This window comes from Enterococcus sp. DIV2453a (assembly GCF_050533535.1).
In the GTDB taxonomy this organism is placed as follows: domain Bacteria; phylum Bacillota; class Bacilli; order Lactobacillales; family Enterococcaceae; genus Enterococcus; species Enterococcus faecalis.
Genome location: NZ_CP172899.1, coordinates 2,597,605 through 2,623,034 on the forward strand (window position 1 = coordinate 2,597,605; position 25,430 = coordinate 2,623,034).

The following is a 25,430-nucleotide window of genomic DNA, read 5'->3' on the forward strand; positions in this document are numbered from 1 at the left end:
GTGCTCCTTTCAAAGCTGTATTTTTTAAATAAAATTCATGGGTTCTGCATCAATGGAAAGCTTTAAGCCACGAGCCGTTGCTCGTTGTGTATCGGTTAAAATTTCTTTCAATAATGGTTGAAGCATTGGTTCTTGTTTATACTTGATAATCACTTGATAAAAGTATCGATTATTGACACGCATAATTGCGTTAGGCGTTGGTCCCAACAAAATAGCTTGCGGCGATAAGCCTTGTTTTAATTTCGTCGCGATTTGAAACATTTGTTTCGCTGCTTCATTTTCTTCAGGATGGCTAGCCGTAATTTGGACCGTAAAATAGTACGGTGGATAATCCCCACGATGACGGATATACATTTCTTTTGTATAAAAATCTTCATAATCTTGGGCTTTTGCCAATTGTATCGCATAATGCTCGGGGTTAAAAGATTGAATGATGACTTCCCCCGGTTTTTCAGCGCGACCAGCGCGACCGCTGACCTGTGTCAATAATTGGAAGGTCCGTTCACTGGAACGAAAATCGGGTAAATTCAAGGCGGTATCAGCATTTAAGACACCGACTAACGTCACATTTGGAAAGTCCAGTCCTTTGGCAATCATTTGTGTGCCTAATAAAATATCCGCTTGTCCTTCACCAAATGTTCGCAAAATCTTTTCATGCGCACCTTTGCGACGGGTCGTATCAACATCCATTCGGAGAATACGACTGTCTGGTAACAACGTTTGTAATTCTTCTTCTACTTTTTGTGTGCCTGTTCCGTAGTAGCGAATTTTATCTTGGCCACAGTTAGGACAGCGATAAGGAATCCGTTCTTCATGTCCACAATAATGACATTTCATTGTTTTACTATCCATATGCAAAGTTAAGGAAATATCACAATTCGGACACGGCAACACATAGCCACAATCGCGACACATCACAAATGACGAATATCCACGGCGATTAAGTAGGAGAACACTTTGTTCGTTTTTCTCTAAGCGTTCTTGGAGTTTTTCTTGCAACGACATGGAAAAAGAAGAGACATTGCCATTTTCTACTTCTTGCCGCATATCCACTACATCAATCGTAGGCAAAGTTGCCGCTTGATTGGCACGCTGTGTTAATCGTAACCGCTGATAAACATTTTTTTGTGCGCGAGCGCGTGATTCCAAGGACGGCGTGGCACTACCTAAAACAACAGGGCAATGATGGTACTCCGAACGCCAAATCGCTAAATCTCTCGCGTGGTAGCGGGGGGTTTCTTCTTGTTTATAACTTGCCTCGTGTTCTTCATCAATAATGATCACACCGATGTTTTCGATTGGCGCAAAAATGGCAGAACGCGCGCCAACCACCACTTCCGCTTCTCCTCGTTCAATCTTCCGCCACTCGTCGTATTTTTCACCTTGCGATAAGCCACTGTGCATTACAGCAACATGTTCGCCAAAGCGACTTTTAAAGCGTTGCACCATTTGCGGAGTTAAAGAAATTTCAGGGACAAGCATAATGGCTGTTTTGCCTTGGTTAAGAACTTCTGCAATGACCTGTAGATAAACTTCTGTTTTCCCGCTTCCTGTAATACCTTCCAATAAGTAGGTTTGGCTTTGCTGTTCTTGGACCGATTGTAAGATTGTTTCCACAGCCACCTGTTGTTCTGCATTCAAAGATAACGCAGTCGTTTTTTCAAACGTCTGATTAGCAAACGGATCACGATACGCTTCTTTTTCAATGAACGTTAACCAGCCGTTTTTGGCCGCTTCATTTAAAAGCGCGGTACTGAAACCTAATTCTTTCATTTCCTTCACAGCGGTGACTTTTTCAGTGCCTAAGCGTTGTAAATAGTAAAGAAGTTGCTCTTTCTTCTTAGCTCCCTTGCGTAAACCCAAACGAATTTCCTCTAATTGTTCAAATTCCTTAGCGGCTTGAATGAAGCGGACCATTTTGACTTTATTTCTCGTCGTAACTTCGTAGCGAATATCGACTTTTTGCTGTTTACGCAACGCCATTAGTTGAGGCAAAAGCCCACGTTCTTGCGCTTGGTCCCACGAAATTTCCTCTAAACCATAAAATAACTGATCTTGTAATTCTTCAGAAAGCTCATCCGTTAAATAAATATATTTTTGGTAATCGGCACGCATTACGCTAGGCAACATGGTTTGCAAACAAGTGATTTTAAAAGCAAACGTTTTTTCCTTCATATAATCAGCTAAAGCCAACATTTCTGTATTTAAAACAGGTTTTAAATCCAACACCGCCACTAGTTCTTTCAACTGAACATTGGTTTCGTCAAGAACCGTTGCAGCTATTGGTTCAATGGCTAAAACAAACCCTTGAACATGCCGATTACCGTTACCAAAAGGCACTTCTACACGCATGCCGACAGCCAATTGCTCATTTAAATTTTCAGGAACTAAATAAGTGAATGGTTGATCGGTTTGCATCGTTGGTACATCCACAATAACTTTGGCTACTTTTTGCATGGTGCATCCTCCTTTTTATGTAAATTCTCTTTGCCTATTGTACTAAAGATTGACTGATTTGTCTTGTGTGTCTCGTTGGCACCTTTCAGAATAAACGAAGAGAAAGCCTCTGAAATAGACAGACGGCTTTCTCCATTCGTTGACAATCATTCAATTAATTTTTTTCGTCACGTAAACGGTTTTCTAATTCTTTTTGTTCTTGTTCACGTTGGCGTTTGCGTTCTTCACGTTCAATGCGTAGACGTTCACGTTTTTCTTCAGGATTTGGATCACTGATCACTGTTCCTGCTTCGATTTCTTCTAACGCACGACCCACACTTTTTACAGAATCAAAGGATTCAACGGTTGGTTGAACGCCTTCATCTAATTCATGCGCACGTTTGCTTGCTAAAATAACCAAAGAATATTTTGAAGGGACTTCTTTTAATAATGAGTCAATTGACGGTTTTAACATCATAAGGCTACATCTCCTCTAACATTTTAATATATTTTCCAATTACACGGTCAACACGGAAGTGCTCACTCGCGATAATGTCTTTAATTCGTTGCACGGCTAAAGGAACTTCATCATTCACTACCGCATAATCATACAGCGCCATCATTTCGATTTCTTCTCTGGCCACAGCCATTCGTTCTTCAATCACAGACATTTCGTCTGTTCCGCGGCCAATAATTCTTGATTTTAATTCCGCTAAATCGGGGGGTGTCAAAAAGATAAATACGCCATCAGGCACTTTGTCTTTGACTTGTTTAGCCCCTTGGACTTCGATTTCTAAAAAGACGTCTTTGCCTTCATCTAGCGTCTGGTTAACATACGTTAATGGTGTCCCATAATAGTTACCAACATATTCCGCATATTCCAACATTTCTCCAGCTTCAATCATCGCTTCAAATTCTTCTCTTGAACGGAAATAGTAATCTACTCCATCCACTTCGCCTTCTCGCTGTTTCCGAGTGGTCATTGAGATTGAATATTGAAAATCATTTTCTTCACTGTCGAAAATAGCCTTTCTTACAGTCCCTTTCCCCACTCCTGAAGGACCTGACAATACGATTAATAACCCGCGCTCTGACATAACGACTTCCTTTCAAAACATAATTTCACAGTATTAGTTCTATTTTGCACTTTTTTTCTGCAATTTTCAAGACTTTCTTGGAGATTCACTGAAAAAATAACATTTCTTCTTTAATTTGGCTTTCATAACTTGTTCTTTTTTTAAACAAATTACCTAGAATTCCTATACAGGCAGCCATTTTTTAAGTAAAATGAAGTGATGACTCCTTTAGGATGAAAAAACGTGAATAAGAAAGGACTGAGAAACATCGCACGAATTAAACCATTTACATTGTTTCTGCTAGGCTTAGTTGTCAGTTGTGGGGCCTTTTTTGCCCAACCTACTGTGACTCATGCAGAAGAAGATATTACCGCGATTGCTAAAAAAATGGGGACGACTCTGAAAGCGGATGGCATTCCCAAAGCAGCCATCGTTGTTGATGCTGATTCTGGAGAAATTCTCTGGTCGCAGCAACCAGATTTAGCGTGGAATCCTGCCAGTATTGCCAAAGTGATGACCATGTATTTGGCCTTTGAAGCAATGGAGCAAGGAAAATTTACAATGGATACGACTGTGACTGCTACGCAAAAAGATGTCGATATTTCTAAAATATATGCCATTAGTAATAACAAAATTACGTTAGGTGTTGCTTATCCAGTCCGTGAACTGTTAAAAATGATTGCTGTCCCCTCTTCTAATGTGGCGACTCTCATGTTGGCAAACTTAATTTCAGGGAACCAGCCTACTGACTTTGTTCATTTAATGAATCAAAAAGCGGCTGAATTAGGGATGACAAATACTACCTATTACAACTGCAGTGGGGCGCAAGCAAGTGCCTTTAACGGCCTGTATCAAATGCAAGGAATTGACCCAAATGGCGATAACGTCTCTACAGCTAGAGATTTAGCTTCACTAACCTATCATTTTCTGAAAAATTATCCAGAAATTTTAGAAATCACCAATAAACCAGTGGTGAAAACAATGGTCGGCACGCCTTACGAGGAAACGTTTGAAGCGTACAATTATTCTTTACCAGGCGCTAAGTATGGTTATCAAGGCGTGGATGGTTTAAAAACAGGCTCTAGTCCAACAGGCGGCTTTAACTATATTGCGACTGTCAAACAAGGAGATTTCCGTTTAATTGAAGTCATTTTAGGCGTTGGTAATTGGCAAAACCAAGATGGTGAATACGAACGGCATGTGGCTGGTAATGCTTTGCTGGACTATGCCTATACGACATACGAACGCAAAAAACTTTTAGACAAAGGACCACAAACCATTGATCACAAAAAAGTCACTTTGGCTAACGATTTATACGGTGTCGTTCCCAAAGGCAGTCAGCCTACTTTTAAATTAGTAGCAGGACAGGTGCAAGTCGACACGCCTTTGACATTGTTAAATAGTACTGTTCAAGCGCCTAAAGTGGCTTACCAAGAAGTTAAGCCAAAACAAACAACAGCTGAAGCTGCGGAAGAATCAAACGAACATTCTGGGGATACCACCGTTGCAGAACCGAATCATTTTATTCCCAAATCGATTGCCACAAGTGTTTTAGTCCTTTTCGGGCTGATTTTCTCAGTAATTACCCGTCAGCTTCAAAAACGTTTAGAACGTCAGAAAAAACACGGCAAAGAAAGCAGTAAAACTGCATCCATGCGGACAATCTTTTTAAGTGCCGCAGTTCTTTCTTTCCTATGCGCCGTTGGCTTGTTTCTTTTATTCTAATTAAAAAAAAATACCACCAAGCGTGAAATGCTTGGTGGCATTTTTTATAAGCCCATATTAGAAAGCGTATTGACCACGTTCATCAATTCATCGCGACGACGAACTTGTTTGTCGACAGGGCCGTCAACTTCTTTCACGTCAATGCGAACAACAAAGTGACGATTCAAAGTAACAAACGTGTCTTCGTTAATTTGGATATTTAATTCTGTTTCAGAATAGCTTGCACAAGCATCTTGCCAGACGTCAAATGGTTCTCTGTCTGAAGCGACTTCTGTTTTTACCACAGAACGACCACTTAATTCTTGAAAGGTTACATCATAAAATTTAGTCATTGCTTTCACCTCTGTCATTTATTCGTTACTTCTATATTATAGCGTTTTCTGGAAAAACACGAAACCATTTTCTCTATTCGACATTTTGAATTTGTTCCCGAATCTTTTCTAAGGTTGTTTTCATTTGAACGACACTATTTTTTATTTCAATTGGACTTGATTTCGAACCAATCGTATTGACTTCACGGTTCATTTCTTGAATTAAGAAATCTAGTTCTCGGCCCACTGGTTCTGTTTCGTCAAGCAACTGATGCAACTTATCAATATGGATATCCAAACGATCCAATTCTTCATGAATATCGCCTTTTTCCAATAAAATGGCCATTTCTGTTAATAAGCGTGTTTCATCCACTTGGCTCCCTAACCATTCGTTTAATTTCGCTTCAAAACGTTGACGGTATTCTTGTTCAAAAACACCCACAAACGCTTGCAGCTCTTGAATTGATTGGGTCAACACTGCTACATAGTCAAGCAGGACTTGTTTAATTTGCGTTCCTTCTTGCACACGGCTTTGGTCAAGACTAGCGATGGCTGCTTCAAATGCTTGAACAAGAAATGGTTCAAATGTCTGATCAGCAATTTCTGCTTCCACTATTTCGACAAAATCATTTTGCTTTAATAAATGGTTGACCGTGCTCCCTGCATCAAACGTTGCTTCCGGATAGTTTTCCTTTAAATGTTGATCTACCGAAGTTAATAATTGATCAATTAAGTCCCACTGCACGCGCACTTCTTTTTGATTGTTGCCGATTTTTTGGAGATTTACATAGACTTCCACACGCCCACGTTTTAACGTGCGTTTGATTACTTGCCGAATCACCAGTTCATAGGCATTCAGTTCCTTTGGCATACGCAATTGAATATCTAAAAACCGCTGATTAACACTTTTGACTTCGATATCCAATTGATAATTTTCATTTTGAATGGTCTTTTTTCCAAATCCAGTCATACTTTTCATTGACAGGGTGCTCCTTTTACATGGATTTAATTGTTTTGCTTAATTCAGCAAATTCTTCGTTGGTTAAGGTGATGCCTTTACCCATTTTTTCGTGATCAGGGGCCCACTCACGCAAATCAAATTTTGGTGGACGACCATTCCAACTAATTAAATTCAATTCTTTACGCCAGCCACGAGCATTCTCAGATAACACAGCGACTTCTTCTAAAATTTCATATGAAAATTCTTCTTTCATAACATTCACTCCTTGTTAGTATTCCTTAGGTTATTGTACCATCTTTTCCTCGACACTTAAAATACACATCTTTTTTCTATCACCCTGTCTATATAAACATACGCAACTTTTTCAAAAAATCAGTAAAAAAAAGCGACAACTGCTCGTTTCAATCGTGTCAGTCACCGCTTCTCTGTCTATTCTTTTTCTGTATAAAGATCCACCACTTCAAAACTTTGGCAAACTAATAACATGTCGGGATAAAATTGTAACTGATAGGGGGACAGTTCTTCTTTAAAGAACCGCGCATGCTCTTCATACCAATAATCCAACGTCAAATCTCCTTCACCTTCCGCTTGCGCAAAAGATTCTGAGACCTTATTCATGGGCATAATTTCAACTTTGGTTGTTCGAATAATAGCCAGAGGTTGAGACTGACCATCTAAAATTATGTCGTATTGACCAGCTTTAGGGAGTTGTTCTTCTTCCATTTTATAAATATCTAAAGAAGAACATGTCGCTGTCTTACGACCAGAAACAACCAATTGACCCAAACGATTACCCATCTCAGAAGAGCCATCACCAAACATCCACACATCGGGCATCAACATATCTAATTCATGTTTATCTAAAAAGTTTTGCCAAAACACTTCTACATTTTTTAACATCCTTTGCTCTCCTTTTTATTTTTACTTCACGCAACCTTCTTTCACTAATTATACATAACTGATTGCTTTTCTCCTATACTATTTTTACAAAATGAAAACTAAAATAATGTCAGTAGTATTTGGACAGAAAAAAAGAGGACTAAGTAACAAAACTTAGCCCATCTTTTTATTTTGCTTGTCGTTCTTTGATTTTCGTGAGTAAAGATTGAACATGCTGGCGTGCCGAGGCTTCATCTTCTTGAAGCATCTTTTCTGATAAAATAAAGGAGCCGCCCACTGCTAATACTTCTTTTGCTTCCACATACTCTATAAAGTTTGTTTCATCAATCCCACCAGTTGGTAAAAATTGAACATCATAAAACGGACCGCTTAAACTTTTAATGGCTTTTAACCCGCCATAAATATCGGCTGGGAAAAATTTAACCACTCGTAAGCCATACGCCAGCGCTCGCTGAATCTCCCCAGGCGTAGCTGTTCCTGGAAAAATAGGCACCTCATTTGCCAGACAAAAATCAATGACTTCTGGAACAATCGCTGGTGAAACAATGAACTGTGCACCGTTCGCTACTGCCTCTTGGGCTTCTTTCAAGGTTCTAACAGTTCCTGCACCCACAATTAAATTCCCTGAAGCAGCAAGTTGTTTGATGGCAGGCAAGGCCAGCTGACTCCGAAAAGTGACTTCAATAAACGGTAATTCGTTTTCTACTAAGACTGATTCTACTTGTGGCAAATAGCGTAAATCTGTTGCAGTGTATAGTGGTAAAAGTTTGCATGTCGCTAATTGTTGATACAGTTGATTTTTTTCAACTTTTGTTTCCATTCTGTCACTTCCTATTTTGTTTGGCTTTGGTTGCTTCGTACAGTCCTTGAATATAGGTCAACCCCATTGCTCGATCATATAAACCATAACCAGGCATCGCTTTTTCATCCCAAATTGCCCGCCCATGGTCAGGGCGAATAACGCCTTCATACCCTACGTCTACCAGTGCTTGCATTAATTCCGCCATATCTAACGAACCAGCGACACTCGGATGCGCCGTTTCTTCAAAACGATGCTCGCCTAAATACTTCACATTGCGGAAATGAACAAAATTAATTCTGTGACCTATTTCACGAATCATAGTAGGCAAATCATTCGTCGGGTCCGCACCGAGGGAACCTGTACAAAATGTAATCCCATTTGCTGGTGAGTCCACCAAGGAAAGGATCCGTTTTAAATCCGCTAAATTTTTAGTGATTCTTGGCAAACCAAAAATTTCCCAAGGTGGATCATCGGGGTGAATCCCCATTTTGATATTTTCTTCTTCACAGACAGGAATCACACGTTCTAAAAAGTAGCGCAAATTTTCGACCAAATCTTCTTCTGTTACGCCGGCATACATGGCTTTCAATTCTTGAAATTGTTGCAAACGCTCCTCTTCCCAACCTGGTAACCGGAATCCTTTTGACTGACTGTGAATTAATTGATACATGTCTTCTGGCTGCATGTTCTCTACCACAGCTTGATCAAATAACAACGATAAGCTGCCATCTTCATTCTCATACGCCAAGTCCGTTTTAGCCCAACCAAAAATAGGCTTGAAACTATAGCACACTAAGGAAATTCCGCATTTCCCCAAGTTACGCAACGTCTGGCGATAATTATCAATATAGTGGTCTCGTTGATCCGTCCCCGCTTTAATGGCGTCATGAATAGCGACACTTTCAATTCCTAAAAGTGCTAATCCTTCTTGTTCCACCGATTGTTTAAGTGCCTGAATTTCGGCTACTGTCCAAACATCACCTGGTAGTTTATTTAACAAGGTACCGACAACGCCAGTAATTCCTGGAATCTGTCGAATATGTTTTAACGGAATGGCATCGCCTGCCGCTCCGTACCATCTAAATCCCCATTTCATTGCTTTCACCCTTTACTACATTCTTAAAAATCATCGTCCTCATCCTCTTCATCCTCAAAGGAAGTCATAGAAATATCCCATGCTTGCACACTTTCTTTGCCTTGCGCAACAATTGCTTGCGCCGCTTCAGCAATCGGTGTGCCCAATAATTGATGGTTTATCGCTTCTAAGACCATTGGTAGGTTGGTACCACTCACCACAAAGATTTTCTTTTGTAGTGCTGGTTCGAGTTCGTTAATCACTAAAACTGCCTGATTGTAAGGACTCGCACTTAATAAGTCAACCATGACCAACACGCCATCCCCTTGTTGGACGTTCTCAATCGCTGTTTTAATTTGTCCGCCTAGTGCTTGGACATCGTCTCCACTATTTAGATTAACAGTTTCGATATTTTCGGTTGTGCCCATAATCACGGTAGCTGCGTCTTTCGCACCGTCACTTAGTGCACCGTGTGTAGCAATCACAATCCCTAACATAAAAGTTCCTCCTTCAATTCAGTGGCTTGAGTCATTACTTCAAACAGTCATGCAATGACTCAAGCGACTGGCCTTTTTTATAAATTAAATTTGCCTAAAACCTCTTTTAAACTAGTTTTTGGTGCAGAAGGCGTTGCTTGGAAATAAATATCTTCTACGCCATACACCTCATGTAGTTCTTTTAATTTTTCGGCATCTTCTTTGTTTAAATAAACTGATTTGGTTACTAATAAATCTTTTTCTGGATTCTTCTGTGCAATACCGCCGATGTTTAACTCCTTCATAGGGACTCCGTGTTTTACTAAGTCATAAATTACAGAGACGGTTTTAGCGATTAAAATACAGTTGTACTCTTTGAATTGGTATTCATCCCAATAAAATTTGGCTTTTTCCGGCGTAATGACAATGGTTTTTTGTCCTGTCCGACTGCCTGCACTTTTGTATAAATCACGCATAAATTTATCCTTTGCCACCACTTCATCGACAACGAAAATGGAATTAACACCACTTTTTTGGGACAAGGTCACCATCACTTGTCCATGAATTAATCGTTCATCTACTCTTGCTAAATTTACTACGCCCATCTGATTCACGTCCTTTTCTTTTTATAAAATACCGACTGTTGCTAAGACAATTAAAATACCTGTTAACCACAATAATGCTTGCGTAACTTTCAAGCCTTTTTTCGTATAGAACCAATACACGCCCATTACGACAGCTAGCGGCAAGAGTCCTGGGACAATCTGATCAAGGATATCTTGGACCACAAACTCACGGCCAGAAAGTTTAAATTGAAGAGTTGAAGAAACTTTGACATAATTACCAGCTAAAATCCCCATCATGAACAACCCTAAAACAGATAACATTTCAATGGCTTTTTGAATCCCAGCACTTTGCATTAAACCTGTGGCATTCCGCCCCATTTTGAAGGATTGTCTCGCAAAGAACACGCCTAACAGTACTTGATAAAGGGCAAACGCCACAAATGGGAAAATCGCACCTAATGCGCTACCTTGTTGCGCCCACGGCACCGCAATCGCAATAAAAATATATTGAACCGTGCCTGAGTCAATCGCATCACCAATCCCAGCTAACGCGCCCATCAATCCAGCTTTGGTGTTATACATTAAATCATCTTGCATCATGATTTCGCGGCCTTCATGTTCTTCTTTGGCCCGCTCTTGTTCCATGGAAGCCATCAGCCCAGTAATGACCCCGCCGCCCCAACTTAATTGCGTATTGAAAAACAGCAGTTGACGCATATAAGCGGCTTTTAATTGTTCATCGTCTTTATATAATTTCTTTAAAAGTGGCATCATTGCGTACAATAACGAAGGCGCCAAGTAACGTTCAAAGGAATGGGGAATTTCATTGGCAAAATGCCAACGGAGATAGGCTTTTGTAACATCTTTATTGGTAATTTCTTCTGGTGCTAAATTCGTTGTTTTCGGCACGACTTTTTCTGTTGTTTCCGTCATTTCAGTTCCTCCTTTTTCTTTTAAAACCCGTCATCGTAATCGTCATCATCATCAAAATCAGTGGTGGCACTGGCGGAACCAGCACTTTCTGCTACAGGTTTGCCTTTTTGGACTTGCACAAAAATTAACGCAATAATTACGCCAAAGATGGCATACGTTACCATGGTAATTTCCAATGACTTAAAGACGATACTCATGAAGTATGCAAGGAAAAAGAAAACCAAGAAATCTTTTCGACCAATGACATAGACCGTTGTCGCAATCCCAATTGCGGCTAAACCACCACCTACTACTTCTAACACGTGAATCACAACGGTTCCTTCTAATGCTTTAATAATATCGGCAATGACTGGTGCCCCTAAATAAAGAGCAAAAAAGACTAATGGAACGAATAAAATAAATGAGGCAATCGTTGGATACCAGATAATTGAGCGGGCAATTTTTTTAGAATTTAGTTCAGCCACCGCACGATCGGTATACTTCCCTAAAAACGTGTTAATAAAGAAACGGAATTGATATAAATAACTTCCTAAAAGACCGACAGGAACCGCTACGGCGATAGCCGCTTCCGGCTTCAAATTCCCTAGCAACGCAACTGGCACAGCAATCGCTGCCGCAATTGATGGTTCTGCTGGCATAGAGCCACCTGGTGAAAAAACACCCATGTAAATCATTTGTAATGCTGCGGTGACGATCATCGCTTTCGGGACATCGCCCATTACTAAACCTGCTACTAACCCTGTCATTAAGGGCGAGAAACGCAACGTTAACGTTGCTCCTCCTCCAAGCCATCTGGACATAATTGCTGCCACCCAAAGCGCCATTATCAAACTTTGTAAAACACTTAACGTTTCCATAGTTCCTCCTTCTTATCCTTGGTTTTGGATATACTTTTCTAGCTCTTCAATCCCTTGACGTAAACGTTCTTCCGAAATCTCAATAGGAATTAAATGAACCTTTTCTTTTGAATCAATAAATTGAACCATTGCATCGAGTACTGCTTCTTCTGGGTAAAGGCCCATTTGTCGTAACGACATGGGCAAGTTTAGCTCTTGATAAAAAGGGATTAATGCGTCTATGATGGCCCACCTTTTTTCCAATGCTAATTGATAGAAGATGCCGTAAGCTACTTTTTCGCCATGTAAATAGTCATGACTTTTTGGTAAAAATTTACTCATAGCATCATGCATGGCGTGTGCTGCTGCATTGCGGGCGTATTTGTCACCGAAGCCGCCGACTAATCCGGAAACGGCGAAAACAATTTCTGAAAGATGGACAAATTCAGGCGTGAGTTTGCCCTCGTCCATCGCTGCTAAGGCTGCTTTTGAGTCCCGCATAATCGCTTCTTGCGAAAGCTTGGCGGTCGCTCCCGCTAATTGTAAAAAGGGTTCCCCTTGCAAATGGGCTTGGCGTAAAATGGTCTCTGATTCATACCATTTCGCTAACGTATCAGCTAAACCAGCGACAAAATAATCACGGGGTGCATCCAGAAGCAACTTAGGATCAGTGATTAAAAACGCAGCTTGGCGAAAGAAATGTTCCGTTTTGCCTTCGGCCGCACCATTTTCTTGATACATCACAGCTAATGGTGTCCACGGCGCACAGTTACTAGCCAAAGTAGGGACCAAGCCAAAATTCAGATTGTTTAAATGGGCGCTGTAGCCCACTAAATCGGCTAACTTACCGCCGCCGACTCCCAGAAGAAAGTCAATCTGGTGTTCCTTTATTTGCTGTGAAATTTGTTCGGCGCCAAAATAACTACATTCTCCTGTGTAAGTGTGATAGAAGAATTGATACTCTGAATCTGCCAAGAAGGGCAAAAATGGCTGAGCTTTTTCAAAGGATACGGTGCCATGCACCACCAAAATTCGTTGGGCGTGATATTCCTTGAAAAGTGACGGCACCGAAGCTAAGGCGCCTTCGTGGTAACGATAAAATTGCGGTCCAACTTTCACTTTTAAATCAGTTAACATGCTCCTCCTCCTTCTTAACTAACGTAACGACTGACTTCTTGCACTGCCCGTTGAGGTAAAATACCTTGCACCACGTCTTCCACATCTTGCACGCATTTTTCTCCCATCGCTTGCAGGCATTCCATGGTATAAGCGGAGGTGTGCGGCGTCATTACTACATTTTCAAACGCAAGATAAGGATGATTTTTCCGACCTGGTTCCTCTTCTAAAACATCTGTCCCAAGCCCAGCAATTTTGCCCGATTCTAAGCCGGCAATCATGGCTTCTTCATCAATCAAGGCGCCTCGTGCGCTATTGGAAAGATAGACGCCGTCTTTCATCTTGGCAATTTCCGCCGAGCCAATCATGTGATAACTTTCTTCAGTTAAATTGGCACATAAACAAATGATGTCAGCTGAAGCTAGCAACGTATCTAAGTCTACTTTTTTGGCTCCATAACTTTGCAGATAAGTGGCGGATTTATAGGGATCATACGCTAACACGTCACAGCGAAATCCGTTTCGTAACGTCTCAACGACACAACTTCCTGTGTTCCCAACACCAATGACACCCACAGTTTTGTTAAATAACGTCCGACCGACAAAATTCGCTCGTTTTTCCCATTGATCTGCTTTAACGCTGGCATCTGCAGCCACGGTTTGCCGTAAAACAGCTAGCAAATTTGTGACATTGTTTTCCGCCACGGCATCTCGTTCTACTAAAGCTGGGATGATGGAAACAATTGTGTCATGCTGTTTTGCAGCGTCTAAATCGATGTTGTTATACCCAATGCCGTGGCGAGAAATCAGCAATAATTCATCTTTATGTTCAAAAAATTCTTTCGTGAAAAATGGCGTCACGCTAGCAATAATAATCGTATATCCTTGTAAACATTCCGCTAACTCTTTGCCACCAATTTCACTGTCGACTGTAAAATGCTTCACGGTGCCTATTTTTTCTAAGCGCGTCAAGTGTTCAGGAAAAATTTGACCAAAACTACTGGAATTCACTATGGCAATTTTTTGTTTTTTTAACATGACTAAACTCCTTTACTGACTTTTTACGACTTCATGCCCGCCAAATCCTTGTCGCAAAGAAGCGACCACTTTGTTTGAAAAATGATTTGCTAGCATACTTTCATTTCGAGTAAATAAGGACAACGCTGTCGTTGGGACGGGCATCTCCAAACGCAATGCTTCTTCAATCATCCATTTGGCTTCGCCATTTGCTGCAACTTTCCCTTCTAAATTGGCTAACGTAGGATTTTCCGCAAAAACCTCTTTCGCTAAGCCCATCAAGCGAGCTTCAATAATCGAGCCGTGATTCCACACATCGGCTACTTTCTCCAACGCAAAATCATATTCAGCAGCTTCTAATAAATTGAATCCTTCGCCCATGGCTTGCATCATGACGTACTCAATCCCGTTATGCACCATTTTCAAATAGTGACCAGCTCCTGATTTTCCAGCATAAAGATACCCTTGTTCACAAGCTAAATCTTCAAAAAATGGGGTTAACACCTTGACAGCTTCAGGCGCACCGCCAACCATTAAACACGCTCCTTCCCGCGCTCCTTTGATGCCACCAGAAGTACCACAATCAATAAAATAAATTCCTTTTTCCTTAGCAAGCTGAGCATTCGCGACACTATCATGAAAATTTGAATTGCCACTATCCACAATGATATCCTCTGGTGCTAATTGCTCTACCAATTCTGCCACTAATTGATTGGTAATCTGACCAGCGGGGGTACTTAAAAAAATCACCTTCCTTTTATTAAGCGCTTTCAATAATTCTGACAACGAATCTACAACGGAAAGACCCTGTTCTCTAGCAGTCGCTCTTGCTTCCTTTGTCACATCAAAGCCAATAATGGGCCAGCCTTGTTCGTGAACATTTAATGCCATGTTCAAACCCATTTTCCCAAGTCCAATAAAGCCAATGTCCATTTTTCTTTCACCTGCCTCTTTTGATACTTCAATCATAAAGGATAAAAAAAATAATGTAAACGATTACACTAATTAAAAAATATTTTTTATTTTTTAGCAAAAATCTTGCCTACTCAAAAGGTAAAACGTTTTTATTTTTAAGGAGCTTTCATACAAAAAACACAAGTAAATCTCTTGGTATCACGTTCTTTTTACTGGCTACTTTCTTTAGTTGAGAGAAGTCTTTTCAAGACCCCTTCATTTTTCAGAAAAAAGATTATTTATTTTTTTTGGCTTTTTTTAAAGAATTTCTTTTTTGTAGAGAAAAAGAGAAATTGTATTTGTCCTCTTTTTCCACTATAATCAGTCTATACCAACAATGAAAAGGCATTCATTCTATTTTAAAAAATAAGATTGGAGGAACGTGTTAATGAAAAACCACTATTTGGATCAACGGATTCGGATCAAAAAACCGAATTTGAGCCTCACAGAAAAGAAAATTTCCGATTACTTTGTTCATTCTGAATCATTATTGACACAAATGACGTTAGAAAGTCTGGCCAACGAAATTGGCGTCTCCCAATCTTCCGTGTATCAATTTGTAAAAAAGATTGGCTATTCTGGGTTCCAAGAATTTAAAATTGATATCGCCAGGAATTCTAATTATCAGCCGACTTTTCAAAACGTCAATAGCGTGAATGGCGCCGATGATATTTCACCAGATGATGATAGTATTACCATTGCTAAAAAAGTCTTACAAGCCAATATTTATTCCCTCAGTAACGCCACACAGTTCTTAACAAAAGAGCTGTTAGATAACGTGTTGGCTTTGATGTACTCTGCCAAAACGCTTCACTTTTTTGGGCAAGGCGGCTCCTCGATTGTGGCTTTTGATAGTTTCCATAAATTCATTCGGACCAACTATCGGTGCAACTACATTTTTGATTACCACATGCAGTTAAGTTTTGTCACAAAATTAACCAGTGAAGATTGCGTGTTTATTTTTTCCCATTCAGGCAAAACCAAAGAATCAATCAACCTAGCACGACAAGTTAAAAAAACCAACGCAAAAATGATTACGTTAACCGGTAACAGCGGTTCAGAGTTGGCAGGCTTGTCCGACGAAGCAATTATTGTCGTCACCGAAGAAGGCTTGTTTCGTGCGGAATCCTTGGCTTCACGGATTAGTTACTTAACGGTAATGGATATTTTATACACAAATACGATGTATCACAATTTTGATCAAAATGCCGATTCCTTGAAAAAAATCCGTGATAACATTAGCACGACTAAGACCGATCCGCATTATTTGTCGTAAAGATCTGAATGGTGCTTATTTTTGTAATATCGGTCCTCGCAAATTGGCTTTATACCGTGACTCTACATTTTATGAAGCAAGTGAACTATCATGGAGGTATTTAAAAAGCGACCAATTTTTTGGTCGCTTTTTATCTTGTGGGTAAAAATAAATTAGAAAAAAGAACTTGGGGGTTATGTCCAAGTTCTTTCTAAATCTTAAGACAATTAGTTAAATGCATGTGTTGTCTTAGCTTCATTTTAAGTTTGCTTATTTCGTTCATTCCATTACTTTAAATTGTTCGGACACATATTTAGCGTAAGTTTTATGTTTACTTACTAGCTCATCATGTTTTCCTGAACCAGTTACTTTCCCTTTTTCAACAAAGTAAATGCTATCCGCATCAACAATTGTCGACAATCTATGGGCAATAACCAATGTTGTTCGGCCCTTCATTAAATTGGACAATGCCTCTTGAACCTTCATCTCAGATTCTGAATCTAGGCTAGCAGTAGCTTCATCTAACATTAAAATCTTGGGATTCCGCAAGAATGCACGAGCAATTGCAATACGCTGTCTTTGTCCTCCAGAAATTTTAACGCCACGTTCACCGACTTCCGTATTCAATTTATCTGGCATTTCTTCTACAAATTTTCGCGCATATGCTAGTTCCAAGACATCCCATAGTTGTTCATCTGAGAAGTTTTCTGCTAAGCCATACGTTAGATTATCTCTGATTGTCCCTGCCATAATCGCAGAATCCTGTGATACAAAGCCGATTTGACGACGATAATCTGATAATTTGATATCTTTTATGTCAATATCTCCAAATTTAATTTGTCCTTCTGTAGGTTCATAAAACCTTTCAATTAAACTAAAAATCGTCGATTTCCCGCCACCTGATGGGCCAGCAAAAGCAATTACTTGGTTTGGCTGAGCAGTAAAAGAAATGTCTGTTAAGATAGGTTCCTCTGGTGCATCTTCATAAGAAAATTTTACATTTTTAACTGATAAAGTCTTTTCCGATAAATCAATATCTTGTCCACTTTCAAAGTCTTCAGGTTCTCTAGATAACAATTCTTGCACTCGTCGCGTTGATCCTGCTGCTTTAGCTACTTCAGAAAATAACGTCGCAATGATTGGCATGGCGCCAATAAGATTAAATAGATACATTAAGAAACTCATCAATGTTCCGATTGTCATCACACCAACGGCAATTCGATGCATCCCATATGCTAATAGCCCAAATACCATGCTCATAAAGACCATCATCATAATTGGTTGCATAGATGCATCAAATATTGCTTCTTTTTTCCCTACATTAAATAACCGATCCACTTCATTTGCAGCACGAACCTGCGCCTGAGATTCAGCATTAGAAGTTTTGACTAAACGAATTTCACTCAACGTTTCAGTAGCAAGTCCGTTAAATTGACTCATAGCATCTTGGCGAATGTGACTAACTTTTGAACCAAATGCCATTACTGGAATCATACAAAGGATTACAACAGGAACAGCAATTACCATAGCAAGCGACATATGCCAATCCATTTTAATCATCATATATACCGTACCAATAACTGTAATCACACTGGCAACTGTTTGAGGAAAAGTAACGGCTAACAATTGCTTAACTTGATTAGTATCATTTACGACCCGGCTGGATATTTCACCCGCTTTAACAGAGTCAAAATAAGAAACTTTTAGAATAGTTAATTTATTCCATAAGCGTTTACGCATATTTTGGATGACATTTTCACCAAAAATACCTAAAATTGTCCCTCCTAATGCAGAAACGAGTGCTGAAAATATAAATAACCCAACAACTTTACCTAATAAACTATAATCTACTCCCTTTTGAAAATTATTGACTAAACTTGAAGCAAGTTTTGGAACGTACACTTGGACACTAGAAGAAATCACAAGAAATATCATCCCGATGCCAAGCAGTAAATAGTTAGGCTCTGTCATCTTGATTAAGCCTAAAAATTCTTTAAACGAAAATTTTGTTTTATCTGCTCGGATAGAATCATGACTATTTTTGCCGCCTCCACCTACTGCCATTATCTTCTCCGACCTCTCTTCCATCCTTCAAAGCCACCGTATTCACCATTGAATTCACCAAATCTACCAAAGCCATCATGTCCCATCATCTGTTCTCTAGCTCTACCATATCTAGCTGATATTTTTCTGAAATGTTCCCAATTTTTATCGTCGCCAAAAATTGTTTCAATTTTATCTAAAAATTCTTCACTAGAAATATTCTTTTCTATACGTTCTAAATAATTATTTAAAGACTCTAGTTCCTCCTCTGAGAAGCCCTTAAACATTTCTTCATTAAATCCATTAGAAATATTTCCTTGAGTACTTAAACTTTCTCGTCCCTTATCGGTCAATACAACGAATGTGACCCGAGCATCTGATTCATTTTTGACTCGTTTAACTGCTTTAACAGACTCTAATTTTTTTATGATTTGTGTCACACTAGAAGGTTTTATATCTAAATATTCAGCGATTCTTCCAGCTGTTACATTTTCTTCAGAAGCAAGCAATTTTAACGTTTCAAAAGTGTTATCTGGTTTCTCCTCTATGCTAGAAGCAAAGATTAAGTAAGGTTGTTGAGCAATTTTTAATAGTTTATTTAAAATATCTGTTTTTTTCATAATTTCCTCCAAAAAATTTATTTAGTTTATATATAAGCTAACGAACTAAATAGTAATCTATTTAGTTTACTTTGTCAACAACAAACTAATTATTTGTATGTAGATATAACCAAAATGAAAAATAGCATACAGAAACTGCCGATTTGTTTTATCGATTCATCTGTTCCTCTACTTAAAAATCTATTTGTCCATTCAATCATGAATACTAAAAAAACGCTTGGCACAAGCCAAGCGTTTTGATTCTCTCTTTACATCGAACCTTTAAAAACATCTTTATTCTTAGCAAAATAATCAACACCAGAGTAAATGGTGAAAATCAAGCAAGCATATAGCATGATTTGATCTAGTGGTAGATGAAGTGCTGAAAATGGAATGTTGTTAATGAACAGTAAAATAATTGCAACCATTTGGGTAGCTGTTTTTACTTTTCCTGGCCAAGCTGCTGCCATTACTTCGCCATGTTCGACTAATAACAACCGTAAACCAGTTACTGCCAATTCACGACAAACAATAATTGCTACAATCCAAGCGGGTACTTTGCCTTGACCAACTAAGACGATAAAAGCGGTCATCACTAGCATTTTGTCCGCTAATGGGTCCGCAAATTTTCCGAAGTTCGTAACCAAGCCTTGCGCACGGGCAATTTTGCCATCCAACCAGTCTGTAAAACTAGCAACTGCAAAAATAATCGCGCCCACTAATTGGGTAACGGCTAACGTTGTGTCGCCAAAACTAATCGTTCCCCAGTCCATTGGCACTGACACAATAATAATAAAAATCGGAATCATAAATATTCTTAAAACTGTTAATTTATTTGGTAAATTCACTTCAATTGCCCCTTCCTTCTCCTGTTCTATTTTACGTTATCTTGCTGGCAGTGTCACGAAAAAAAGAAAAGAATCTGGAATAATTGCCGTTTGACCGTTTATTCAGAAATATTCTTGCCTTTTTTTAGAAAGAGCTGGTAATAGCCTAAACCTAAATTAATCATTCCAATCAATGTGATACTGTCTAAAAATTTAGAACCATAGATAAAGTAGAAATACAGTTGTAAGCCAACAATCAAGAAGCCCATGACCAACAGAGCGATTGAAAATATGGTGATAAGATTAAATTTTTTATTAACTATTTTAAGCATTGATAACCCCTTCTCTCTTGAATTATTATTGTCGTCTTTTTAACCATTCGCTGTTAATTATAAAAGAAAAGAATCTGGAATAATTGCCGTTTGACAGTTTATCCAGATTCTTCTTACACCATTTCTAACGATACGTAATCCCTAATGTAACATCCTTACGAATTAAAACTGGCGTTTTTTCCAGTGTTAAATCGGCGCCATCGACTTGAATGGCGACGTTATTTGAGGCGCCTAGAATCAGTGTTGCATTGGCGGCATTCGCAGGTAAAGCTGTTGTTTCTGTTTCTCCTGCTTGCAGGGTGTGTTGGTACGTATAGTTGCCATCGACCATCACGCCAATCCAGCAAGAGCCTTCAGTCCCTTTAAAGGTAATGTTGATTGGACTATTCGCATCTTTAACCGTTGCAGTTACTTGATTATTGGCATCACTCACCACAGCCACAGCTGTTTTCTTCTCTGGTTCGCTTGAAGAAGACGGCGGTGTACTACTTTGTGTGCTACTTTCTGGGGCTTGACTTGATTCTTTGGGTTTTTCCACACTGGCACTAGTTGCCGGTGTTTGAATAATCGGTTCGGCTTTTTGATCTTGCCACATAATATACAGCACTACGACCGCAATGGCTAAACCAATTAACGAAAAGGCAATGGCTGGTAAGTTCCGCAGTAACCAACTGGATTGCTTTTCTTCGTCATGCAATTGCTTACGTGATCCTTCAAGCTCTTCATACACTGGCTTGGGTTCTTCGACAATTTCAGGCTCTTTGCCATCATAGATATCTACCAATTGATTGCCATCTAAGCCGACCGCACTTGCATATTGGCGGATAAACGCCCGCACATAAAAGGTGCCTGGTAAGGACTCAAAATCGTTTTGTTCAATAATTTCTAAATATCTTTTTTGAATTTTTGTCATTTGTTGCAGTTCATCAATTGTGATGTTCTTCTGCAATCTTGCTTCTTTTAGTGTTTCTCCAATATTTACGCTGGCCACTCGTCCATCTTCTCCAGTCTATTTTGTTAATTTATCGATTGTCTCATCAGTCTTTTTCAATTGCCAAGGAAAACATTCCCGTCCTTTAAGAATACCACAAAAGAAGCCAACTGAGGATAACAAAATTGAAAGATTTCAAAGATTTTTCTTTTTCTTAAACAGTTGGTTTATTGCTCGGTTTCTCCTTTAGGATACATGTAGAAACGGCTCAATCCTTCTTCACGAATAAAGGTCTCTGCTACTTGGCGGACGTCGGCTAATTGAATACTTTCAATGACTTCAATCTTATCAAACAGCGTGGTTTCCCCAAACAATGATTGTGAAAATTGGTTGGCGATATACTCTAAAGAGTTTAAGGATTGGAAATATTTACCAATCATTTTTTTCTTCAATAAGGACAAATTTTCTTCCGTTAATTCTGGACTTGTTGTGGCAGATAATAAAATAGCTTCAATTCGTTCTGCTAAGACTTCTGGTTGCTCACTATCGCCGCCAATATCCGCAAAATGGAAACTGCGATCTAAATTAAAGTCATAACTAAAACTATCATCTAACAAGCCTTCATCATAAAGAGCCAAATAGTTTTGAGAGGTATTACCAAACAATAATTGTAACAACAAGTTCACGGTGACTTGATATTTCATTAAGTCACGACCCGTTGTTGGCACTTCATCTAAGCCTTTCAAGCCAACAAGCACTTTTGCCCGTGTGACTGCCATTTCAATGGCGCTCTCTTTGACAATGTCAGCAGCTGTTTCTTCAGGAAAATGCCGACGAATAGGTTGGGCGGCAGGAAACTCTTTCGCCGCTTGGTTTTCACGAATGAAGGCCATTAACGCTTCAGGGTCCATTTTCCCTACCACGAATAAGGTCATATTACTTGGATGATAAAACGTATTGTAACATGTATACAAATCCTCTGCGGTAATCTCCGCAATACTTGCCACTGTACCGGCAATATCAATATGCAATGGATGTTTCGGATAAAGGTTGCCTAAAATCCCAAAGAACAAGCGCCAGTTAGGATCATCTAAATACATTTGAATTTCTTGTCCAATGATGCCTTTTTCTTTTTCGACCGTTTCCTTCGTAAAATACGGCGATTGCACAAAATCAAGCAACGTTTCTAGATTTTGTGTCACTTGATCCGTCGTTGAAAACAAATAACTCGTTTTCGTAAAACTGGTAAAGGCATTCGCTGAAGCCCCTTGTTGCCCAAATTTTTGGAAGACATCGCCATCTTCTTTTTCAAACATTTTATGTTCTAAAAAGTGGGCGATTCCGTCAGGTACTTCAATCATTTCCTCTTGACCAATTGGCACGAACGTATTGTCAATGGAACCATAATCGGTCGTAAACAAGCCATACGTTTTTTGGAAATCATTTTTCGGTAATAGGTAAACCTTTAACCCATTTTCCAGTGTTTCTGTATACAATGTTTCTTTAATTTGTGCATAGTCTTTTTTAATCATTTTCCGTTTCTCCTTCCAAAAAGAAGATCGCTTGAAGTTCCAAGCGTTTGGCTACTTCTTGGATTTCTGGAATAGTCACGGCATTAATCCGCGCAATCCATTCCTCCGCCGTCAGCATCGTCTGCGGCATTAATTCGTTCAAGTATTCTTTTTCCAGCCACGCGCCTGCATTATCTAACGCTAAGATATACTGATTTTTTAACATTGCTTTCGTTTGTTCAATTTCTAATTCGCTAATCTTACCTAAGCGAATATTTTCCAATTCTGTCGAAATCAAACGCAAGACCTGATTCCGATTTTTGCCATCGATTCCTGTTTGAACCGTCATGAAGCCACGGAAGGTGTCGATACTACTAGAAGCATAATACGCTAAATGCTCTTTCTCACGGACATTCATGAATAATTTAGAATGCGGGAAACCGCCAAAAATCCCATTAAACACTTGCAACGCAAAATAATAGCTATCGCCATAATAAATATCTGTGTTATAAGCCAAGTTTAATTTCGATTGGGCTAACACCTCACGCTCGGTCCGCTCTTCAATCACATTGCGAATTGGTTGATTGTAGAAAATCGCGGCTTTGCCTTCTTCACGAGGCGTAAACGGTAATTGCTTGAATAGTGGCACTAACTCCGCCTCATTGACATCGCCTAAGACAAAAATATCCACTTGATCTTCCGCCAGCATTTTTTGATAATACGCTGCTAATGACGCCGCTGTTTCCTCAGCTAACGCCGCAACGGTCCCGAAACTAGGGATTTTTTGATCCTCCGATTGATTAAAATAGACACTTTGAAGCGCCAAAGAAGCATAGGTTTGCTTATCCTCCACAATACTTTCCAAGTACGCTTTCAAGTTCTCTTTCTCCCGTTGGAAGGTTTCCGCTTCGAATTGGCCCGCTTGAATATTGGGGGCAAAAATAATTTCCTTCAAAAAGTCCACCGCTTCGGCAAGCACCTGACTATCCTGTAAATAATGATCATTGACAATGTTCATAGAAACATTAAACCAATGTTGATTGCCTTTTTTGGAAACGCCAATCCCAAAGCTGGCGCCGTAAAGTTCCGCCAAACGCTCACTTAACTTGACTTGATTCGGGTAATTCAAGCTGTTGGTTTCCATCAAACTGGACAACAGCGTTCTTTTTGTAATGGTTTCATGATTTAATCGTGTATTAAAGCGGACTAAAAGACGCACCGTTTTATATTTTTCTGTAGGAATGACGTGTAAATTCACGCCTTTAACTAATTGAACAGACATTGCCGCATCGCTCCTTCATTTGCTTCATCTTACCTAAAGAATGCTGTGAAATATATGTATCGCGTAAATTCTAAAGCATTTTTTAATGTTTTTTCCAATAGCTCCATTATAACACAGCTTCAGGTGCTTTCTGAATGATAAGAGTTTTTCAGTTCAAATTTTCAAGAAGATTCGGTATACTGTTTTTAAAGTGAGGAGGGAAAAAAGAATGATTAAAGAATTTAAAGAGTTTATCATGCGCGGAAGTGTCTTAGATCTAGCCGTCGGTGTTGTCATTGGTAGTGCGTTTACTGCAATCGTGACACAAGTGGTGGAAGGCTTGATTACCCCGTTAATTAGTCTGATTTTTGTCTTGACGACTGGGAAAAAGAGTGCCGACGATGCATTGGGTGCCCTTGTCTATAAAGTCGAAGGCGTTGAATTCAATATTGGTAGCGTGATTAGTGCACTTATTACATTTTTAATTACGGCTTTCGTCCTCTTCTTGATTGTCAAAGCGGCCAACAAAATGAAAAACCGTGGCAAAAAAGAAGAAGCGGCAGAAGAAGAAGTGGTACCAACGAGCGAAGATTACTTAAAAGAAATTCGCGACTTGCTAGCGGCACAAACACCGCCTGCTGAAACTGTCAAAACAGACAGCACCGTCACAGAGAAATAAGCAAAAAGTCATCCTGAGGGGATGACTTTTTTGTTTTGTCTTAGAGAGATGGTCCTGCGACAAGGTTCCAGGTGACGTTCCCTGTGTAGGTCCCTGCTTTGAGTTGTTGGTAAGGGGTCGTAATGTTTAAATATTTGTTGCGCATTAAAGAATACCACATTCCTTGACCTTTTCCACCAACTGCATTCCCCACTAATGTAGCACCACCACCAATTGTAATACTATTGGTAGCTAGAAATTCGGGTGCAGCAGGATTATTCGTAAAAATAACCCCCCCTACTCCTGAAAACATATTTGTTGCTTCATCATAAGATACAACAAATCCTGATTGAGTAAAAGAGAATTCACCTGTCAATGTCTCTTCACCATTGACCATTTCAGGAATTGTGGCAGTAACATGCCAACCCTCTTTCGTCCCTCTTAAATCACCTACTCCATAACGGGTTTCAGATATAGAAGAAATGGCGGATAAATCATCAGATATCATTTTTTTCTGAAACGAAATCATTTCAGGAATATAAAGCAAATCAAAATCAGTGTTTGTAGCACCTGGGTCAGGTCTTACTGTATTTGCTCCGTCGAAGTCCCCATCTGGCAACTTCCCTCCGCCAAATTCCACCTGCACTGGCGTATTCCCTGTCGTCACAGCCTGTGCCGACAGCGGTGCCAAACTAGCGCCAACCACTACGCTACTTACCAACAAACTTGCGAGTAATTTCTTTTTCATTTTACATACCTCTCTTTTTTTAATTGATTGTTTAAGAACGGACGGAAGACCATTTAAACAGCTCTTCCGTCCGCTATTGTTT

Annotated in this window: 27 protein-coding genes; 3 read left to right on the forward strand and 24 right to left on the reverse strand. The window is 39.6% G+C overall.

The features are described 5' to 3' along the window. Window positions 1-24: 24 nt before the first annotated feature. From priA to gmk, 3 genes are all read right to left on the reverse strand, one after another. Window positions 25-2,457 carry a primosomal protein N' gene (gene priA / locus IGK03_RS12580; RefSeq protein ID WP_049095409.1) on the reverse strand — a complete coding sequence of 811 codons (2,433 nt, stop codon included), beginning with the start codon at window positions 2,455-2,457 and terminating at the stop codon, window positions 25-27. Window positions 2,458-2,611: 154 nt separating this feature from the next. Next, window positions 2,612-2,914 carry a DNA-directed RNA polymerase subunit omega gene (gene rpoZ, locus IGK03_RS12585; RefSeq protein WP_002354916.1) on the reverse strand — a complete coding sequence of 101 codons (303 nt, stop codon included), beginning with the start codon at window positions 2,912-2,914 and terminating at the stop codon, window positions 2,612-2,614. 4 nt (window positions 2,915-2,918) lie between these two features. Beyond that, window positions 2,919-3,533 carry a guanylate kinase gene (gmk, locus tag IGK03_RS12590; protein ID WP_002354915.1) on the reverse strand — a complete coding sequence of 205 codons (615 nt, stop codon included), beginning with the start codon at window positions 3,531-3,533 and terminating at the stop codon, window positions 2,919-2,921. A 222-nt stretch (window positions 3,534-3,755) separates the two neighbouring features. On the opposite strand from gmk, the gene IGK03_RS12595 reads away from it, so the two are divergent. Continuing rightward, on the forward strand, window positions 3,756-5,237 hold the full coding sequence (locus IGK03_RS12595; RefSeq protein WP_002386255.1) for a DUF1958 domain-containing protein: 1,482 nt from the start codon (window positions 3,756-3,758) through the stop codon (window positions 5,235-5,237). A gap of 44 nt (window positions 5,238-5,281) precedes the next feature. On the opposite strand, the gene IGK03_RS12600 is transcribed toward IGK03_RS12595, so the two are convergent. The 13 genes from IGK03_RS12600 to gnd form a co-directional block, all read right to left on the reverse strand. Further along, window positions 5,282-5,587, reverse strand: a complete 306-nt coding sequence (locus tag IGK03_RS12600) for a hypothetical protein (protein ID WP_002383233.1) — start codon at window positions 5,585-5,587, stop codon at window positions 5,282-5,284. Between the two features lie 55 nt (window positions 5,588-5,642). Then, the gene (locus tag IGK03_RS12605; RefSeq protein ID WP_010707001.1) at window positions 5,643-6,527 is read right to left on the reverse strand and encodes a YicC/YloC family endoribonuclease; all 885 of its coding nucleotides are present in this window, start codon (window positions 6,525-6,527) and stop codon (window positions 5,643-5,645) included. A gap of 16 nt (window positions 6,528-6,543) precedes the next feature. After that, complete coding sequence (locus IGK03_RS12610) at window positions 6,544-6,762, reverse strand: YdbC family protein (protein ID WP_002381076.1); 219 nt, start codon at window positions 6,760-6,762, stop codon at window positions 6,544-6,546. A 176-nt stretch (window positions 6,763-6,938) separates the two neighbouring features. Beyond that, window positions 6,939-7,409 carry an ASCH domain-containing protein gene (locus IGK03_RS12615; protein WP_010713713.1) on the reverse strand — a complete coding sequence of 157 codons (471 nt, stop codon included), beginning with the start codon at window positions 7,407-7,409 and terminating at the stop codon, window positions 6,939-6,941. A gap of 166 nt (window positions 7,410-7,575) precedes the next feature. Beyond that, the gene (locus tag IGK03_RS12620; RefSeq protein WP_002354907.1) at window positions 7,576-8,229 is read right to left on the reverse strand and encodes a bifunctional 4-hydroxy-2-oxoglutarate aldolase/2-dehydro-3-deoxy-phosphogluconate aldolase; all 654 of its coding nucleotides are present in this window, start codon (window positions 8,227-8,229) and stop codon (window positions 7,576-7,578) included. Window positions 8,230-8,233: 4 nt separating this feature from the next. Next, window positions 8,234-9,307 carry a mannonate dehydratase gene (uxuA, locus tag IGK03_RS12625; protein ID WP_002388613.1) on the reverse strand — a complete coding sequence of 358 codons (1,074 nt, stop codon included), beginning with the start codon at window positions 9,305-9,307 and terminating at the stop codon, window positions 8,234-8,236. A gap of 23 nt (window positions 9,308-9,330) precedes the next feature. Further along, window positions 9,331-9,783 (reverse strand): PTS sugar transporter subunit IIA, encoded by a 453-nt coding sequence (locus tag IGK03_RS12630; RefSeq protein ID WP_002381074.1) that lies wholly within the window; start codon window positions 9,781-9,783, stop codon window positions 9,331-9,333. A 77-nt stretch (window positions 9,784-9,860) separates the two neighbouring features. Further along, window positions 9,861-10,367 carry a PTS system mannose/fructose/N-acetylgalactosamine-transporter subunit IIB gene (locus IGK03_RS12635; protein WP_002354904.1) on the reverse strand — a complete coding sequence of 169 codons (507 nt, stop codon included), beginning with the start codon at window positions 10,365-10,367 and terminating at the stop codon, window positions 9,861-9,863. A gap of 21 nt (window positions 10,368-10,388) precedes the next feature. Further along, complete coding sequence (locus IGK03_RS12640) at window positions 10,389-11,261, reverse strand: PTS system mannose/fructose/sorbose family transporter subunit IID (RefSeq protein ID WP_002354903.1); 873 nt, start codon at window positions 11,259-11,261, stop codon at window positions 10,389-10,391. A 20-nt stretch (window positions 11,262-11,281) separates the two neighbouring features. Beyond that, the gene (locus tag IGK03_RS12645; protein WP_002354902.1) at window positions 11,282-12,118 is read right to left on the reverse strand and encodes a PTS mannose/fructose/sorbose/N-acetylgalactosamine transporter subunit IIC; all 837 of its coding nucleotides are present in this window, start codon (window positions 12,116-12,118) and stop codon (window positions 11,282-11,284) included. Between the two features lie 12 nt (window positions 12,119-12,130). After that, on the reverse strand, window positions 12,131-13,234 hold the full coding sequence (locus IGK03_RS12650) for an iron-containing alcohol dehydrogenase family protein (RefSeq protein WP_002401114.1): 1,104 nt from the start codon (window positions 13,232-13,234) through the stop codon (window positions 12,131-12,133). A 14-nt stretch (window positions 13,235-13,248) separates the two neighbouring features. Further along, a complete protein-coding gene (locus IGK03_RS12655) occupies window positions 13,249-14,250 on the reverse strand; it encodes a D-isomer specific 2-hydroxyacid dehydrogenase family protein (protein WP_049095415.1) in 1,002 nt (333 codons plus the stop codon). 12 nt (window positions 14,251-14,262) lie between these two features. Next, on the reverse strand, window positions 14,263-15,198 hold the full coding sequence (gene gnd / locus IGK03_RS12660) for a phosphogluconate dehydrogenase (NAD(+)-dependent, decarboxylating) (RefSeq protein WP_002378821.1): 936 nt from the start codon (window positions 15,196-15,198) through the stop codon (window positions 14,263-14,265). 373 nt (window positions 15,199-15,571) lie between these two features. Between gnd and IGK03_RS12665 the strand changes: the two genes are divergently transcribed. Next, complete coding sequence (locus IGK03_RS12665) at window positions 15,572-16,459, forward strand: MurR/RpiR family transcriptional regulator (protein WP_002383224.1); 888 nt, start codon at window positions 15,572-15,574, stop codon at window positions 16,457-16,459. 258 nt (window positions 16,460-16,717) lie between these two features. On the opposite strand, the gene IGK03_RS12670 is transcribed toward IGK03_RS12665, so the two are convergent. The 7 genes from IGK03_RS12670 to yfmF form a co-directional block, all read right to left on the reverse strand. Then, window positions 16,718-18,502 carry an ABC transporter ATP-binding protein gene (locus IGK03_RS12670; RefSeq protein WP_202334924.1) on the reverse strand — a complete coding sequence of 595 codons (1,785 nt, stop codon included), beginning with the start codon at window positions 18,500-18,502 and terminating at the stop codon, window positions 16,718-16,720. Continuing rightward, window positions 18,502-19,101, reverse strand: a complete 600-nt coding sequence (locus IGK03_RS12675; protein WP_002359022.1) for a MarR family winged helix-turn-helix transcriptional regulator — start codon at window positions 19,099-19,101, stop codon at window positions 18,502-18,504. Before IGK03_RS12675 ends, IGK03_RS12670 begins: the two co-directional genes overlap by 1 nt. A 248-nt stretch (window positions 19,102-19,349) precedes the next feature. Next, window positions 19,350-19,928 carry a CDP-diacylglycerol--glycerol-3-phosphate 3-phosphatidyltransferase gene (gene pgsA, locus IGK03_RS12680; RefSeq protein ID WP_002365382.1) on the reverse strand — a complete coding sequence of 193 codons (579 nt, stop codon included), beginning with the start codon at window positions 19,926-19,928 and terminating at the stop codon, window positions 19,350-19,352. Between the two features lie 98 nt (window positions 19,929-20,026). Next, window positions 20,027-20,239 (reverse strand): hypothetical protein, encoded by a 213-nt coding sequence (locus IGK03_RS12685; protein ID WP_002359021.1) that lies wholly within the window; start codon window positions 20,237-20,239, stop codon window positions 20,027-20,029. Between the two features lie 124 nt (window positions 20,240-20,363). Then, window positions 20,364-21,230, reverse strand: coding sequence for a RodZ domain-containing protein (locus tag IGK03_RS12690; protein WP_010776182.1), 867 nt, complete (start codon window positions 21,228-21,230; stop codon window positions 20,364-20,366). A gap of 167 nt (window positions 21,231-21,397) precedes the next feature. Further along, complete coding sequence (gene yfmH, locus IGK03_RS12695; protein ID WP_002383221.1) at window positions 21,398-22,702, reverse strand: EF-P 5-aminopentanol modification-associated protein YfmH; 1,305 nt, start codon at window positions 22,700-22,702, stop codon at window positions 21,398-21,400. Further along, window positions 22,695-23,963, reverse strand: coding sequence for an EF-P 5-aminopentanol modification-associated protein YfmF (gene yfmF, locus IGK03_RS12700; RefSeq protein ID WP_010820324.1), 1,269 nt, complete (start codon window positions 23,961-23,963; stop codon window positions 22,695-22,697). Before yfmF ends, yfmH begins: the two co-directional genes overlap by 8 nt. Window positions 23,964-24,171: 208 nt before the next feature. On the opposite strand from yfmF, the gene mscL reads away from it, so the two are divergent. Continuing rightward, window positions 24,172-24,621: a large conductance mechanosensitive channel protein MscL gene (gene mscL, locus IGK03_RS12705; RefSeq protein ID WP_002359018.1), complete on the forward strand. Its 450-nt coding sequence runs from the start codon at window positions 24,172-24,174 to the stop codon at window positions 24,619-24,621. Window positions 24,622-24,661: 40 nt separating this feature from the next. On the opposite strand, the gene IGK03_RS12710 is transcribed toward mscL, so the two are convergent. Next, window positions 24,662-25,348, reverse strand: a complete 687-nt coding sequence (locus IGK03_RS12710; RefSeq protein ID WP_033921599.1) for a WxL domain-containing protein — start codon at window positions 25,346-25,348, stop codon at window positions 24,662-24,664. Window positions 25,349-25,430 lie beyond the last annotated feature (82 nt).

What these genes read in the sequence shown, in the direction of transcription:
- priA (WP_049095409.1), bottom strand. Translation starts at nt 2,457, where the DNA reads ATGCAAAAAGTAGCCAAAGTTATTGTGGATGTACCAACGATGCAAACC.
- rpoZ (WP_002354916.1), bottom strand. Translation starts at nt 2,914, where the DNA reads ATGATGTTAAAACCGTCAATTGACTCATTATTAAAAGAAGTCCCTTCA.
- gmk (WP_002354915.1), bottom strand. Translation starts at nt 3,533, where the DNA reads ATGTCAGAGCGCGGGTTATTAATCGTATTGTCAGGTCCTTCAGGAGTG.
- IGK03_RS12600 (WP_002383233.1), bottom strand. Translation starts at nt 5,587, where the DNA reads ATGACAGAGGTGAAAGCAATGACTAAATTTTATGATGTAACCTTTCAA.
- IGK03_RS12605 (WP_010707001.1), bottom strand. Translation starts at nt 6,527, where the DNA reads ATGAAAAGTATGACTGGATTTGGAAAAAAGACCATTCAAAATGAAAAT.
- IGK03_RS12610 (WP_002381076.1), bottom strand. Translation starts at nt 6,762, where the DNA reads ATGAAAGAAGAATTTTCATATGAAATTTTAGAAGAAGTCGCTGTGTTA.
- IGK03_RS12615 (WP_010713713.1), bottom strand. Translation starts at nt 7,409, where the DNA reads ATGTTAAAAAATGTAGAAGTGTTTTGGCAAAACTTTTTAGATAAACAT.
- IGK03_RS12620 (WP_002354907.1), bottom strand. Translation starts at nt 8,229, where the DNA reads ATGGAAACAAAAGTTGAAAAAAATCAACTGTATCAACAATTAGCGACA.
- uxuA (WP_002388613.1), bottom strand. Translation starts at nt 9,307, where the DNA reads ATGAAATGGGGATTTAGATGGTACGGAGCGGCAGGCGATGCCATTCCG.
- IGK03_RS12630 (WP_002381074.1), bottom strand. Translation starts at nt 9,783, where the DNA reads ATGTTAGGGATTGTGATTGCTACACACGGTGCACTAAGTGACGGTGCG.
- IGK03_RS12635 (WP_002354904.1), bottom strand. Translation starts at nt 10,367, where the DNA reads ATGGGCGTAGTAAATTTAGCAAGAGTAGATGAACGATTAATTCATGGA.
- IGK03_RS12640 (WP_002354903.1), bottom strand. Translation starts at nt 11,261, where the DNA reads ATGACGGAAACAACAGAAAAAGTCGTGCCGAAAACAACGAATTTAGCA.
- IGK03_RS12645 (WP_002354902.1), bottom strand. Translation starts at nt 12,118, where the DNA reads ATGGAAACGTTAAGTGTTTTACAAAGTTTGATAATGGCGCTTTGGGTG.
- IGK03_RS12650 (WP_002401114.1), bottom strand. Translation starts at nt 13,234, where the DNA reads ATGTTAACTGATTTAAAAGTGAAAGTTGGACCGCAATTTTATCGTTAC.
- IGK03_RS12655 (WP_049095415.1), bottom strand. Translation starts at nt 14,250, where the DNA reads ATGTTAAAAAAACAAAAAATTGCCATAGTGAATTCCAGTAGTTTTGGT.
- gnd (WP_002378821.1), bottom strand. Translation starts at nt 15,198, where the DNA reads ATGATTGAAGTATCAAAAGAGGCAGGTGAAAGAAAAATGGACATTGGC.
- IGK03_RS12665 (WP_002383224.1), top strand. Translation starts at nt 15,572, where the DNA reads ATGAAAAACCACTATTTGGATCAACGGATTCGGATCAAAAAACCGAAT.
- IGK03_RS12670 (WP_202334924.1), bottom strand. Translation starts at nt 18,502, where the DNA reads ATGGCAGTAGGTGGAGGCGGCAAAAATAGTCATGATTCTATCCGAGCA.
- IGK03_RS12675 (WP_002359022.1), bottom strand. Translation starts at nt 19,101, where the DNA reads ATGAAAAAAACAGATATTTTAAATAAACTATTAAAAATTGCTCAACAA.
- IGK03_RS12685 (WP_002359021.1), bottom strand. Translation starts at nt 20,239, where the DNA reads ATGCTTAAAATAGTTAATAAAAAATTTAATCTTATCACCATATTTTCA.
- yfmH (WP_002383221.1), bottom strand. Translation starts at nt 22,702, where the DNA reads ATGATTAAAAAAGACTATGCACAAATTAAAGAAACATTGTATACAGAA.
- yfmF (WP_010820324.1), bottom strand. Translation starts at nt 23,963, where the DNA reads ATGTCTGTTCAATTAGTTAAAGGCGTGAATTTACACGTCATTCCTACA.
- mscL (WP_002359018.1), top strand. Translation starts at nt 24,172, where the DNA reads ATGATTAAAGAATTTAAAGAGTTTATCATGCGCGGAAGTGTCTTAGAT.
- IGK03_RS12710 (WP_033921599.1), bottom strand. Translation starts at nt 25,348, where the DNA reads ATGAAAAAGAAATTACTCGCAAGTTTGTTGGTAAGTAGCGTAGTGGTT.